We start from the raw sequence: 14,398 nt of genomic DNA, 5'->3' as shown, positions 1-14,398 counted from the left end.
ATGAGCGCTTCAACCAACCGACTGACGAAGACTTAAAGGCGCCCTTAGTTTTAATTGTTGTATCAGATCATAAAGATGATGGATATTTAGACTTACTTTAGCACGAGTACAGGCCACGTACAGTAATCTTAACTCTTCATCTGTAATCTTATGCTCTAAACCATTAATTTTAAATTGATAGTCGTCTTCAATATGGACACGGTTCCATTCCAGCCCTTTCGCTTTATGGGCAGTCGAGATGACATAGTCAGCTTGCTCAAGGGGAGTAATCTTTGCAAGTGCTTTTTTTAATGGGTCAGTGCCGTGATCATCTACCAGCTTAACCAATGGTTTAATATCGCTTCCTTCATTGGTTTCACAGTACTCATGAACATCATGCCATGAGTTAAACCATGCCAACTCAGGAACGTCAGTAACTCGTTTTCCTTGCTTTAAGAGGCTTGCAGCATCTACAAAACGGTTTAGTTTTTGATGGTCAGCTTGCAAACTCACTTTATCGCCGTGAACTAAGCCTGCCAATAACAGCTCCATTGCGCGAGCATTGGTACGACACAAAATCGCATCACGCATTTTTGTATGCGGTTTATTGACTACACTTGATTTCTGGTTCGGATTACCAAGCAAAGGAACTGTCTCATTTAAGCCACCTAATAACGCATTGGCGACATCGGCAATTGCCTCCCCAAAACGAAAAGAGGTCGTTAAGCGAGACTCTGGCAAAGGCAGCTGTTGCATGGCATTTACTGCACCGCGCCACGCGTAGATTTGCTGATGTGCATCGCCTACATAAATAACCTGAGTACTTTTTTGACGAAGCAAAATACCCAGCATTAAAGGGTCAGCATCTTGTGCTTCATCAAATAAGACATAATCGGCCGGAATATTAGGCTCAGACAATGCCCAAAGTTTGAGGTAAATATCGTGACCAATTCCAGCTTGATGATTTGGGTCAATGGACTCTAACCAGCGGCGTTCTACTGCCGGGTAAAGGTGAGTTTGAAGTGCAGTAATATCGTCTGGATGTAACCAGTTTGGCGCCTGAATATGTCGAGGAGCTGGATATTGAGAACTGGTCGAACAGAAATAGCTCACCGCATTGGCGACAAGACTCGCTAGGCGACTTGGCATTAAGACGTATTTTTCATAACGTCCACCCATCATTCGACGTAAGGTAATCGGTTCTAGTCGATATTCTTTTGCAATAAAGCTTGGGCTTAAGCGAGGTAAACGTAATTTATCAGTTACGCCACGTGGCACACTGCGAAACGCGAGTGAGTGAAAAGTACGGCAGTCTACATTGCGATGAAATTTGTTTTGAGCTTCACCAGCAATGGCTTTGTTAAAAGCCAAATACATACCGCGCCGTTCAGGCATGGCATCACTAATCATTTGTAATGTAGTAGTTTTACCTGTACCCGCATAGGCAATCACTTTAAATGATTGCCCAAGACGTGCGTTATCTATGGCAATAGCTTGCTCATAGGTGGCTTTAGGTTTTTCGATATTCGACACTGAGTGATTTTAAACCTTGTTGCGGTTAGCTTTTTCAACTAAACCAGATAAACCTTGACGACGAGCTAATTCGTCAATAATAAGTTGTGGATTAAGATCGAAATAACCCAACATGACAATGCTATGGAACCACAAATCGGCAGTTTCATAAATCAAGTCATTTAAATTGCTTTCTGTATTTTGAGCAGCGTAGTCTTTCGCAGCAATAATAGTTTCTACGCCTTCTTCGCCGACTTTTTCTAAGATTTTATTAATGCCTTTTTTGTAGAGGCTTGCAACATATGAAGTGTCCGCTTCAGCTTGCTTACGCTCTTGCATTAATTGCCCTAAGTGAGCAAGCACATCCACTTGTTCAGTGGTGTGAGCATGATCGTGGCTTTCAGTTTTGGCTTTATCGCCATAAATTGCAGTAGGGTCTTTTAATTGTGCGTCGACAATTTCCCAGCCCTGTGGAGTGAGTTTGCGGTAGAAACAAGACTCACGACCTGTATGGCATGCAATACCGCCGTGTTGCTCAACTTGTAATATGATTACATCGCCATCGCAGTCTAAACGAATTTCATAAACTGTTTGGAAATGGCCTGATTCTTCACCCTTGTGCCAAAGTTTTTGGCGAGAGCGAGAGAAATACACAGCCTGATTTTTTTCTGCTGTTAGCGCAAGTGATTCACGGTTCATCCACGCTACCATCAAAATACGTCCGGTTTGATGATGTTGAGCAATGGCAGGGATAAGACCTTGTTCGTTAAATTTTACTTCATCGAGCCATTGCGTGTTATTCATGAGGAATCACCAAAGAAATATGAACTATAAATTGATTTCAATCTGATGCTAAAAAATAGCTTGTATAGTGTACGGCATCAACGTCGCTTTGCGGAAAAATTCTTTGTCCTTTTTGTCTTTGTCAGCGTAATGAATAGCTTGTAACACTTACCAATCTGTATATTATTCGAATGACTAAGGCGTGAGGATATTTGAAATCTCAATCAAATTTTGATCTGGATCGCGAATATAAACTGAAAGAATAGGATGCATTGCACCAGTACGCTCAATCGGACCTTCTTCAATTTGAATATTTAACTGATTAAGATGCGCAACCACTTCTGAAATGGGAGTGTCTGAAATAAAACACAAGTCGGCAGATCCGGGAGTTGGCTGTAATGCCTTCGGTTCAAACTCGTTGCCTTGCTGGTGTAAATTTATCTTTTGATTTCCAAACTTTAGAGCCTTTCTATCACCTTTAAACGTGATGACTTCAAACCCCAATACGGTTTGATAGAAATGACAGGTAGATTCAATATTTGAGACAGTTAAAACAAGATGATCAAGATGGCTGATTTTCATGTGTTAATCACTATTATTTGGTGGGGTTAATAGTCAGACAGAGATTCGCTTTCTAAATGAAACGCACTGTTTTCTTTAGGCAATTGAGCAACCTGATCATAATCAAGTTGCTTGAATGGCCCTGTTTTTAAGCCTGAAATTGTGATTGCCATTTCTTTTCGAAAATAAGGGATTTGATACATCCACGGAAAAACTAAATCTCTTAAACCTCCAGCCCACCAATGATCAGATTGATAAAGTGGTGTTAATAAGCGACTAAGAAATTGATAAAACTGGGTGGATGAACGGCGAAGCTGGTGGTAGTGCTGCCAGAGCAGGGACCAATCAATATTCTGGTTTTTTTGAGCATGTCGTAATGATTGAGAGAAGGCCCAAGCATCCAATAATGCCATATTTGCACCTTGACCTAACTGTGGACTCATTGCATGAGCGGCATCGCCAATCACCCCAATTCGACCTTGACCAAATTGAGTCATAACGACATCACGGTAGTTTGCAGATAGCCATTTGGGCTGAGTTTGGCTGTTATACAAAATTTCTTTCAGCCATTCTGCAACTTTGGGCCAACGTTCTGAGACTTGCTTTAACCAAGCTTGTTTAGCCTGCTCATCTTGTAAAAAGCTTTGTAATTTTGGAGTAGGTAAACTCCAAAAAACACTTGAAAGGCGCTGTTGAGGTTCTGTTGGAACTGCTCCTGTAGGGAGAATTCCCATCATAATTTTCGAGCAATCATAAAATTGATGCAAAATTTCAGAATCGAGAACTTGGCATTCAGGCACGATACTCCACGCCGCACCCCAAGGGTAGGCTTGGTCAACCTTTACCCATGCTTTGGGACGTAATTGGCTACGAGCACCATTGGCAATAAGTAAACCATCAAAGCGAGCATCAAACTTTTGATTTTGATGACTTCCGAATAGCTGAACTTCATTGTTAAGTTCTTCAAAACTTTCAATAGAGTGGTTCATACACCAAGTAATCTGGCTTGAATACTCGCTAAGCTTTTGAGTGAGTACATGACATAAAGTAGCTCGGTGTATACCTAGGCCATAAAGATTTGCTGATGCTTCGTGATAGTGACTGTTAACTAAAAGACGTTTGTCTGGAAGTTGGCCTTCTAAGCCTGTGACTTTTGCACCTAATAGCAGCGCTTTATCGAGCACACCTAAATGTTCAAATACAGCTAAGCCCGCAGGTTGTAGTAATAAACCAGCACCTACCGGAGATAACTCATCAACTTGTTCAAAAATAGTAACGTTATTGCCTTGGCGGGCGAGTAAAATCGCTGTGGCTAAACCTGCTGTACCAGCACCGATAATGGCAAAATGAGGTGTTTTCATTGTTTGTTCTTTTGAAGCATTTATGGGTTCAATTTAGCAATGAATGAATAGGTGAGCTATAAATTTTTTTAAAACTAAAGTTTTTCCATAAAAAATCCCTTGCACTGGCAAGGGATTTTGAACTTATTTCAATATGCGCCACAGCGCTAATAAACTACTCAGCACAATCAGAATAATCGAGACAAACCAAGGACTAATAATCGCAATAGTCAGTAAAATCAGCATGCTACTACCGAACATCCAACTGCGGCGTTGCTGATGTTCCATTTGCAAACGAAGTTGCTGAATTTCTCGTAACTGACGGTCTTGCCAAGCCGACTGATTTTTTAAACCATTTAAGCTATCAATAATTAAGCTTGGGAAATCTTGAGCGCCTAAAAGCAGGTCAGGTAATTGCTGGCCGAGCTCTTTTACATTTTTGACTGGGTTCATGTTGGATTTGACCCATTCCGTCAAAATTGGTTTTGCCAATTTCCAGATGTCGAGCTGCGGATAAAGGTCAGTACCTAGGCCTTCTACATGTACTAAAGTTTTGAGTAGTAGCATGAGCTGGGGCGGAATTTCAAGATGGAAGCGTCGAGCAATATCCATCACTTGAATTAAGATACCCGCAAAATCAAGTTGATCCATTGGTTTAGACACCATTGGCCCAACAGTGCGACGCATTTCACGTGCTAACGCGTCTTGGTCTGTACCCGGTGGAATCCAGCCAGCTTGATGCACAATTTGAATGAGCTGCATAAAGTTACTGTTCATGACAGCAAGCAACATACGGGCAACTGTCATTTGGTCGTGCTTAGAAAGCTCACCCATAATTGCACAGTCCAGTGCAATAAAGCGTGGATTGCTTGGGTTGATGGTTTCTACAAAGACATTGCCGGGGTGCATGTCGGCATGGAAAAAGTTATCGCGGAATACTTGCGTAAAGAAAATGGTTAACCCTTTTTCTGCAAGTTGTGCGCGGTCCATACCTAAACGGTCAAAGGTTGCCGTATCTGAAATAGGGACACCAGTAATACGCTCAGCCACCATGACATCTTTGGTGTCCATGTAGACTTCTGGCACATACATCATGGTTGAACCAGTGAAGTAATGGCGCATACGACGGGTGTTATCTGCTTCAATACTTAAGTCCAGCTCATTTAAAATGATTTGGCGGTAGTCTTGAATAATTTCAGATAAATGTAATGCACGGGCAGCTTCAAGACGACTTTCTAAGGTGTTACCTAGCCAAGCCAGAATTTCAAAGTCTTGTAAAATTTGGCTACGAATGTCTGGACGAGTAACTTTAACAACAACTTCACGTCCATCATGTAGCGCCGCTGTATGGACTTGTGCAATTGAGGCTGCTGCAAGTGGTTGATCATCAAAGCGGGCAAACAGTGTATTTACGTCTGCCTTTAAAGAATCTTGAATACGTTGTTTGGCAACTTCTCCATCAAAAGGTTTGACCTGATCTTGAAGTAAAACCAGTTGGGCGAGTATTTCAGGTGGAATCAAATCACGGCGGGTTGACAGGAGTTGTCCAAGCTTAATTGCAAGCGGCCCCATATCTTCTAAAGCTTCTTTAAGCTTTAAAGGATTTTTACGTTCACGACTAGACCATGCTGCCGGATGCATTTTTATAATGTTCAATGCATGCTTAGCTTTAACAGGTAATTCATCCGCAGGGAACAACGTATCGAGTCTATAGTGCGCTGCAATACGCCAAAGTTCGAGTAAACGTGAAACGTGCGGAATCATATAAAGTCTTACCTAGTCTTGAGTGGGTTGTAGTTGTGCATTGAGCTGCTGCAATTTAGCCTCTAGACGATCAATGTCTTGATTAAGCTTACGCGTAGCCTGATTTAAATCGTCCATTTCCCAACGTGGGGCAAATAAACCGCTGTCTTCTTTTAAGGCATCTTCAGCAAAAAATAGATGACTTTGAAGAGAGCGTTTTAAATGTTTTGGTGCAAGTTGAATCTTACCGATTTCGTGAGCGAGTTGAGGACCAACCCATTTTGATAGATGCACAGCTAAATCAGGTTCAGCCTGCTGCATAATTTTTTGAATATCCTGCAAGAGGTGATAATCACCTTGAAGCGGGATATTACCAATCTGGTCTGAATCGCTTAATAATAATTTGATCAGTTCAACGACATCTTTGACATGCAAAGTTGCAGTGGCTTCAGAAATTTTAAATTGTGGATCAAAAGGGCGCTGCTCAAAAATAGATGGCTTTTCACTGTGCCCTGTAACGGTAGGTTCAAGACGTACTTTTTCTTGGTCAAAGAATACATCAACAGAAAGTTGCGGGCTATCGATGATAACACGCAACATTTTGCCCTGTAGCTGATTGAGCTGAATGCGGGTTAATGCATCCAGATCGATCAGATGATGAATGATACGTTCGACTGCACCGAGTGCCAGAATCGACCACATATCGTTATCCCTTACAGTTTAAAACCGCGGTGAACAGCAACAATACCGCCAGTCAGGTTGTGATAGTCACAGTTCTGGAAGCCAGCATTTTCCATCATACCTTTTAAGGTACGTTGGTCTGGGTGCATACGAATTGATTCAGCCAAGTACTTATAACTTTCTGAGTCATTAGCAACCAATTTACCCATAATCGGTAAAGCAGTGAATGAGTAGAGGTCATAAAGTTTTGAGAATGGCTCAAATACTGGTTTAGAAAACTCAAGAACAAGTAAGCGGCCACCTGGTTTTAACACACGGAACATAGAAGCAAGCGCTGCGTCTTTATCTGTCACGTTACGTAAACCAAAGCTAATGGTGACAAGGTCAAAGCTGTTGTCTGCAAAAGGTTCTAAAGTTTCTGCATTGGCAAGTACAAAATCGACATTGGTACAGCCTGCATCAATTAGACGATCACGGCCAACATTGAGCATAGATTCGTTAATGTCTGAAAGTACCACATGACCCTGCGGGCCAACTTCACGGCTAAATACTTTTGCTAAGTCGCCTGTACCACCAGCAATGTCTAACACATGTTGACCACGGCGAACACCAGACATGTTAATTGCAAAGCGTTTCCATAAACGGTGAATACCAAATGACATCAAGTCATTCATAAGGTCATATTTGCTTGCAACCGAGTGGAAAACTTCAGCAACTTTTTGTGCTTTGTCTTCAGTTCGAACTGTTGAATAACCAAAGTGTGTTGTTTCACCAACGTTGCCAGTGTTGCCTGCACCACGTGGTAAATTGTATTTCGGCACAGAACCGCTAACAGGTGTATCTGTTAAGGTTTGCTGTAAAGATTGTTGTTGCCCTTGAGGTGTACCTTGCGGTAAAGGTGAGCTTAGGAATGGGCTAACTTTGTCTGAACTTTGTGCCTGCTCAGTTGGAGATGTTGGCTTTTGGTTTTCGTTAGACATATTGTCTCTCCTAGACTCAAACTCAAGTGAAACGGAATAAGTTCTGCATGATGACAGATTTTGTCTATTTTTACAGGCATCATCATGCAAATATAATGAATAAAATCTCAACTTCGTGAGGTTGAGTTTTTTCTATGTGCCGACCTTATCACACTCTAAACGGATTCGGATGTCCTGAATGTACTTTTTCAACAATCTGGCGTTCTTTTTCCGTAAAAGTTTTAATAAAGGCCTCAGCCGATTTTAAAGGTTTCATTGCACTAAAACCATCTTGAATAAAATCATACATCAATTCGAAGTGATATTTTTGTGCAATACCTTTACACATTTTAAAAGCAGTAAACATCATAAATGAACGCATGTATTTATCGAGTGCTGCTCCTAAATCGTCAAGAAGGGCAAGCTGTTGGTAACGGGCTTCAGCCTGATCAAGCTTGATTAAGGTTAAGCGCATGATCTCGTCGGTAAGTACGGTATCTGCCGGATAGTCTTCAAGAAGCTGCATTGCTACTTGTTCATCAAGTTGAGTGGCAAGTACAGCCAAACTTACCGACTTTGTACCTGTCTTAATTGCGTTTTCAGGTAAAACCTTTTCTGCTTTATGTGCATATTTCAATAAACGTTCAATTTGTGCAGCAAGTGCATCGAACTCTGGTCCACCATATAAACGGTTTAAAAAGTACTGAGCCATCAGTTTGTGTTCTGGCAAATTAAAAAAGTCGTGATGCGTCTCTTTCATCCGTTCTTTTAGCCATGTTTGTACATCTTGCAAACGTTGGGCAAGCACTGGATTGTCGTGATAATTAAATGTTTTATATTGTTGTAAAAGTTCATCAAAAGCAGCGAGTTTAGACATGTAAGGCTCTAATATTGGGCTATTTACAAAAAATCATAAGAGGCATTGTAACCTTCTACTATGGCGAGTAGATGTAAAAAAAATGATTTATGCGTCAATTTTCAGGTTAAATCATGTTGCAATGACATAATTTGTATAGCAATTCATCACCCAAGCGCATAAGTTAAATAATGGCGAAATTAAATAAAAAGATTAGAGCAGTGGACCATGAGTGAACAACAACCAAAATTTGAAATACGAGACGAAGAACAGCTTTCAGTTGATTTAATTGAAGCACAATATGCTTTAAAAGAAAGCCGAGGGAAACCCAATGCCAAAAGCACACTCATTTTAATGAGTGGTATTGAGTTAGCTGGAAAAGGGGAAGCGGTTAAACAGCTTCGAGAGTGGTTAGATCCAAGATATCTACGGGTAAAAGCAGATGCACCACGTGTGCTGACAGACTCTGAAGCATTCTGGCAGTCTTATTCAGCATTTATTCCGACTGAAGGCCAAATTGTGGTGATGTTTGGCAACTGGTATAGCGATTTGTTGGTTACGGCAACTCATGTGTCAGAACCTTTGGATGATGCGCGTTTTGATGCCTATGTTGAAAATATGCGAGCGTTTGAACAGGACCTAAAAAATAACTATGTCGATGTCATTAAGGTTTGGTTTGATCTTTCGTGGAAATCACTCCAAAAACGGTTAGATAAAATAGATCCATCTGAACAGCATTGGCATAAGCTTCACGGCCTAGACTGGCGTAATAAAAAACAATATGACACTTTGCAAAAGCTACGCCGTCGCTTTACCGACGATTGGTACATTATTGATGGGGAAGATGAAAAACAGCGCGATCAATTTTTTGCTCAGTATCTTTTACAACATATGCGTCAATTGCCTGAACATGAAACTGAAGTCAAAGGTAAATGGCAGCAGGCAAAAATTCCCGAGAGTTTATTAAAACCTGCTCAGGAAAAAATGGATAAAGCCGAATATAAAAAAGAGCTCGATAAACTCAGTAAAAAAATTGCCGATACCATGCGCTTTGATAAACGCAATGTGGTGATTGCATTTGAAGGGATGGATGCTGCCGGTAAAGGTGGGGCCATTAAGCGAATTGTTAAAAACTTAGACCCGCGTGAATATGATATTCACTGTATTGGGGCGCCTGAACGTTTCGAAGCAAGACACCCGTATTTGTGGCGTTTTTGGAATCGTATTAATGAAGCTGAAAAAATTACCATTTTTGACCGTACCTGGTATGGTCGTGTGCTGGTAGAGCGTGTTGAAGGATTTGCTTCACCTATCGAATGGCAAAGGGCATATGATGAAATCAATCGCTTTGAAAAAGACTTATTTGATAGCCAAACAATTGTGGTAAAAATTTGGCTAGCAATTAGTAAAGATGAGCAAGAGCAACGTTTTAAAGCCAGAGAAGAGACACCGCACAAACGCTTTAAAATTACTGCCGAAGATTGGCGTAACCGTGATAAGTGGGATGATTATTTAAAGGCAGCCGCAGATATGTTTGAGCGAACCAGTACCGAATATGCGCCTTGGTATATTGTCGCAACAGACGATAAATACACTGCACGCTTAGAAGTGTTAAGAGCTATTTTAAAACAGCTGAGAGCAGATTAAACTCTCAGCCGTAAGTTAGATTTTAGTTTACAACCGTGCCACGACTTTTTTGTTGAATACGTTTAGCAAGGTTGTAGCTGTCATTTAGATGAGTTTGGGCTATTTTTTTCATCATAAAATAGCCTAAACTTGCTGCGACAAGTTGCCCACCTAGTGGTACAAATTTTGTCACTTGTTTGGTAACAATCTTTCCAAAGAAACCGTTAAAGGTTTTTTTAACGGTAGTACGAGCGACCACAAAGCCTGAAAATTGAAAGCCGCGTTTTCGTAATTCATCCCAGTGAATTGTTTTTGTTTTTGGATCATAGACACTGACATGTTCAGGCGCTAAACCAAAGCGGGAATTAATATCGGGAATAAGCTGTGACAAAATTCCCAAATCTACTACCACGTCAAAAAAAGGAATGGGTACAATTGCTGCACCAGCAGAGACGTAAGCTCTTTTCTGAATGAGTTCTTGGCACTCATCGCGAATTTGTTCCAGATTTAGGCTAGGATCAATATAGTCAGGAATGTTATCAATTTTCATAATGTTTTACCTGTAATGTGTTCCTTGAAGGTGCCTTGCCAACACAAGGTAAGTGACACCTAAAATGAGATTATGCTGTGTTTAAACCAACGTGACATAGTCAGATTCAGTTGTATAGTAATGAATGTTTATGATTTTGTGCATAAATTATGCGAGTAGGATATGAAATAAATGGGTATCCATGTTATTCAAAGTCAACGTATTGATGTGTTGTTGCAGGGTGTACTGGCATCTACGTCCCAGCCGTCAACGCATCCATTACAGGTTTTGAAAGCCCAGCATTTCATTGTGCCAAGTCCTGCCATCGAGCAGTGGCTGATACAAAAACTTGCAGAACAGCAAGGAATGAGCGCCAATTATCAGTTTCATCAACGTGTGCGCGGGTTTCAGTGGTATGCCTATCAACAGGTCCTCACGGCGCATAAGGAGCAGGTTCGTAAAGCCAATATTCCACGCTTGATTTTTAAATGGCGTGTACATCAAGCCTTACAGGAATTTATTCAGCCTGATGTCATGAGCATAGATAGCTCTCATCCACTGCATTCTATTGTTCAACGTATTTATGACAGCGCAGATCGGCTTGAACAAGGTATTGAGAAGCAGCTAAAAAAGCAAAAAATGTTGTATTGGGTTGCTGAGCAGGTTGCCGATTTATTTAGTAACTACATGGTCTATCGGGGACAGTGCCAGCGTGGTTGTGAAAATATGTGTACTTGTCCAAATAACTGGTTAGCAGCATGGGGACAAGGGCGATCACTTGATATCGAAAAGTATATTGCCCATAAAGATAAAGAAGTTTCGGCATTTACTTTGCAGCAAACTCAAGAGTTAGAACGTTGGCAGCGCTGGTTATGGCAGCAGCATTTTCATGATGATTTTATGCAAATGCAGCAAATTGACGAATTATTCTGGCAGGAATTAGAACATCCTGAGCGCCAGAAGAAAGCACTGTCTCGTTTGCCACAGCAAATTGTCATTTTTACTTTACTGGATTTACCGCCCAGCCAGCTTCAGTTTTTACGTCGTTTAGGGCAATACATTGATGTTTTGATTTTGCACTATAACCCTTCGCAAGAATATTGGGCCGATAGTGTCGACCCACTCTGGAAACAGCGCTATGACTTAGGGGTAAAAGAGCGTTTTATAGCAAAGAACCCCCAAGCGACCGATGCGGAAATTGCCGATTTCTTTAATAAATTTACGCTTAATTTTAATGCTGAGGCACGTGAGTCAAGACATCCACTTTTAACCAGATTAGGCAAACAAGCCCGCGACCACTTCTCATTACTCTCAAACTTATCTACAGGTGAAGAGGGTAAGTGGGTGGATGCTTTTGTCGATGATTTTCCTGAAAGTTTACTTGGCAAAGTTCAGTCAGATATTTTGCACTTGGTGGAACCCCAAGCAAAGCAGTATGAGCTTGCCCCTAACGATGACTCAATTCAGATTCATGTCTGCCACTCGACATTACGGCAACTTGAAGTATTGAAAGAACAATTGATTAGCTGGTTGGCAAAACCGCACGAACAGCCGCGTCGTCCAAATGATATTTTGGTTTTAGTTCCTAATTTGGCAGAAGTAGAGCCTTTAATACGAAGTGTTTTTCCTGCTACAGCGACTGAGCAAGGCGTGCATTTGCCTGTCAAAATAGCAGGAATTGCCTCACTCGATGCACTTAATGCATGGCGTGCCGTGATTGGGCGTATTCACCTTATGCAAGGGCGATTTAGCTTTGATGAGTTTGCTGACTGGCTTGGTTTACACGCGACTCAACAGCGTTATGCACTTGAATATGCTCAAGTAGAGCGAATTTTAACTTTACTTGCTGATGCAGGGTTTAAACGTGGACTTGATGCAGAGCATCTGAAACGTAGTTTATGTGACGGCGATGATGACTACCGATATAGCTTTAAATTTGCTTTAGAGCGGTTAGCGCTCGGCATAGCCATTCCTGAACATGCTACATTTAATCAGGTGCTGAGTTACGCTAAGGTTCAACCGGGCGATTTTGAGCTTATTGGTACGCTCATTCAGATTTATCAAGATTTAAATGAACGCCGTGACTGGCTCATTATGCATGAGCAGAAAAAAAGTCATACGGTGGAATACTGGTTGCAAATACTCTCGCAAGATATTATCGAGTTTGAGCAGGCCGGTGTGGCTGCTTTAAAAACTGCGCGGGAAATTGTAAAAAAACAAGAGCGTATGTTAACGCTCGCAAGCTACTATGCCGAGACAGAAACAGGCACCTTACGTAAAATCACCTTGCCTTTGCCTTATATTTTGGATGAGATTCAGCGAACTTTAGAAAATCAGACGGCTCAAGCTGAACCGACAGGACAGATTACCTTTGCCCAGATTGGACAAATTCGTCCTTTGCCTTATCGTTTAATTGTGATGTTGAACCTTGATGCAGGGCAGTTTCCAAATCGAGACACCCATGTGCCATTTGATTTGATGGATGCCTTACGTCAACAATTAGGTGATCGTTCCCGTCTTGAGGATGATCAAGGCGCTTTCTTAGACGCCCTACTTTTAGCTCAAGAAAACTTATGGCTGTTTTATAACGGCTTTGATGTCAATGACGGTGAGGTGAGAGATCCTTCTAGTATTCTTCAAGAGTTCCGTGAGCATCTTGCACTTATTGTAAAGCCAGAACCAAATGCACCCGATCGAGAAGTGATTGAAGGTATTGAAATTCCCTCTCAATTAAAACAGCTCTATCACTTACATTATTTACAGCCGTTTGACCCTAAAGGTTTTATGGCCGAGAACCGCTATATTCGTTATCAAGATCACTGGTTTAACGTGGCGATGCAAATTCAGCAAGCTTCCGGTGTTCTCAAGCCTTGGGCAAATATATCTTATCCTTTAGAAATACCTGACATGTTGGTTTTAGACAGCCATCAGTGGATACAGGATGTGACTTTCCCCGCACGTTTATATTTAAAAACTTTGGGCGTAGAAAACTTAGGAAATGTAGGCGTATTAGATCAGAATGAACCTTTGCTTTTAGATGGTTTGGGCCGTTATACCATTCGGCATTTTTTACAGCAAAACGAACAGCAGGCACAGCCTGAAGTTCTACTTGATCAGTTGCCTGTAGGCAAAGTTCAATACAGCGCATGGCAACAGGGCATTTTTGAACAGGAATGTTTGCTTGAGCGCCTTCATCATTATGCGTCAGCCGTGACACAAACGACTCAGCGTGTGTGGCGAATTGCCAAACAGCTTCATATGAATATTACGGTGCCAAAATCTGAAACTCAGGATTGGGTCAGCATGGAAGCATCAAGTGCTCGGGCAAAAAGACGTGCAAAAGTCTGGTTAGAGTACCTGCTTTGGTTGGCCTATTTAAATGAAGGAAGTGCAGGAACTGAAAGACGCCGTATTGTGGTTTTTAGTGACCAAACTGTCATCTGTAAAGGTATTAGTTCGGAGCAAGCTCGGCAGTATTTACAACCGTGGTTTAAAATCTGGCATTATGCTCAACAGCAGCCACTCGTGTTACCAGCAGCTTTATTATTAAAGCCACTTGAAAAAGCCAAGGCATATCAGTGGGAAACAACAAATCCGACAGAAAAAATAAAACTGGATGAGAAGAGCTATGCAGAGCTGTTAAAATACTGGAATGAAACGGGGACATTTACCTCTATCGATATGACACAAAATGAAGCGTGCAAGTTACATCAAGACTGGCGTTTCATTTTGCAAGAACAAGATGCACAAGCATTACTTCAACATGCTTGTGATGAGTTTGCTTATGACCTGTATCATCCGGTTTTTCAATTTCAACATTCGGAGTAAG

Annotated in this window: 11 protein-coding genes; 2 read left to right on the top strand and 9 right to left on the bottom strand. The window is 41.4% G+C overall.

Annotated features, from left to right (window positions below):
- Positions 1-9: 9 nt before the first annotated feature.
- From G9371_RS06145 to G9371_RS06110, 8 genes are all read right to left on the bottom strand, one after another.
- Positions 10-1,512: a UvrD-helicase domain-containing protein gene (locus tag G9371_RS06145; protein WP_000065138.1), complete on the bottom strand. Its 1,503-nt coding sequence runs from the start codon at positions 1,510-1,512 to the stop codon at positions 10-12.
- Between the two features lie 9 nt (positions 1,513-1,521).
- Complete coding sequence (hisIE, locus tag G9371_RS06140; RefSeq protein WP_029423712.1) at positions 1,522-2,295, bottom strand: bifunctional phosphoribosyl-AMP cyclohydrolase/phosphoribosyl-ATP diphosphatase HisIE; 774 nt, start codon at positions 2,293-2,295, stop codon at positions 1,522-1,524.
- Between the two features lie 174 nt (positions 2,296-2,469).
- Positions 2,470-2,856, bottom strand: coding sequence for a VOC family protein (locus tag G9371_RS06135; protein WP_029423711.1), 387 nt, complete (start codon positions 2,854-2,856; stop codon positions 2,470-2,472).
- 26 nt (positions 2,857-2,882) lie between these two features.
- On the bottom strand, positions 2,883-4,196 hold the full coding sequence (locus G9371_RS06130; RefSeq protein WP_029423710.1) for an FAD-dependent oxidoreductase: 1,314 nt from the start codon (positions 4,194-4,196) through the stop codon (positions 2,883-2,885).
- A gap of 123 nt (positions 4,197-4,319) precedes the next feature.
- The gene (locus G9371_RS06125; protein ID WP_029423709.1) at positions 4,320-5,939 is read right to left on the bottom strand and encodes an ABC1 kinase family protein; all 1,620 of its coding nucleotides are present in this window, start codon (positions 5,937-5,939) and stop codon (positions 4,320-4,322) included.
- 12 nt (positions 5,940-5,951) lie between these two features.
- A complete protein-coding gene (locus G9371_RS06120) occupies positions 5,952-6,620 on the bottom strand; it encodes an SCP2 domain-containing protein (protein ID WP_000269709.1) in 669 nt (222 codons plus the stop codon).
- Positions 6,621-6,631: 11 nt separating this feature from the next.
- Entirely contained in the window at positions 6,632-7,579 is a 948-nt protein-coding gene (gene ubiE, locus G9371_RS06115; protein WP_000064213.1) for a bifunctional demethylmenaquinone methyltransferase/2-methoxy-6-polyprenyl-1,4-benzoquinol methylase UbiE, read from the bottom strand.
- Positions 7,580-7,727: 148 nt separating this feature from the next.
- The gene (locus G9371_RS06110) at positions 7,728-8,435 is read right to left on the bottom strand and encodes an FFLEELY motif protein (protein ID WP_000039800.1); all 708 of its coding nucleotides are present in this window, start codon (positions 8,433-8,435) and stop codon (positions 7,728-7,730) included.
- 207 nt (positions 8,436-8,642) lie between these two features.
- Between G9371_RS06110 and G9371_RS06105 the strand changes: the two genes are divergently transcribed.
- Positions 8,643-10,061, top strand: coding sequence for a polyphosphate--AMP phosphotransferase (locus G9371_RS06105; RefSeq protein ID WP_000003544.1), 1,419 nt, complete (start codon positions 8,643-8,645; stop codon positions 10,059-10,061).
- A gap of 22 nt (positions 10,062-10,083) precedes the next feature.
- Here G9371_RS06105 and G9371_RS06100 read toward each other — a convergent pair whose 3' ends face one another.
- Positions 10,084-10,590, bottom strand: a complete 507-nt coding sequence (locus G9371_RS06100) for a hypothetical protein (protein WP_000687236.1) — start codon at positions 10,588-10,590, stop codon at positions 10,084-10,086.
- A 171-nt stretch (positions 10,591-10,761) separates the two neighbouring features.
- Between G9371_RS06100 and G9371_RS06095 the strand changes: the two genes are divergently transcribed.
- The gene (locus G9371_RS06095; protein ID WP_029423708.1) at positions 10,762-14,397 is read left to right on the top strand and encodes an exodeoxyribonuclease V subunit gamma; all 3,636 of its coding nucleotides are present in this window, start codon (positions 10,762-10,764) and stop codon (positions 14,395-14,397) included.
- Position 14,398 lies beyond the last annotated feature (1 nt).

Source organism: Acinetobacter sp. EKM10A, assembly GCF_011075215.1.
In the GTDB taxonomy this organism is placed as follows: domain Bacteria; phylum Pseudomonadota; class Gammaproteobacteria; order Pseudomonadales; family Moraxellaceae; genus Acinetobacter; species Acinetobacter baumannii.
Note: the sequence above shows the minus strand (reverse complement) of the source record. Positions and strands in the feature narration are given on the sequence as shown.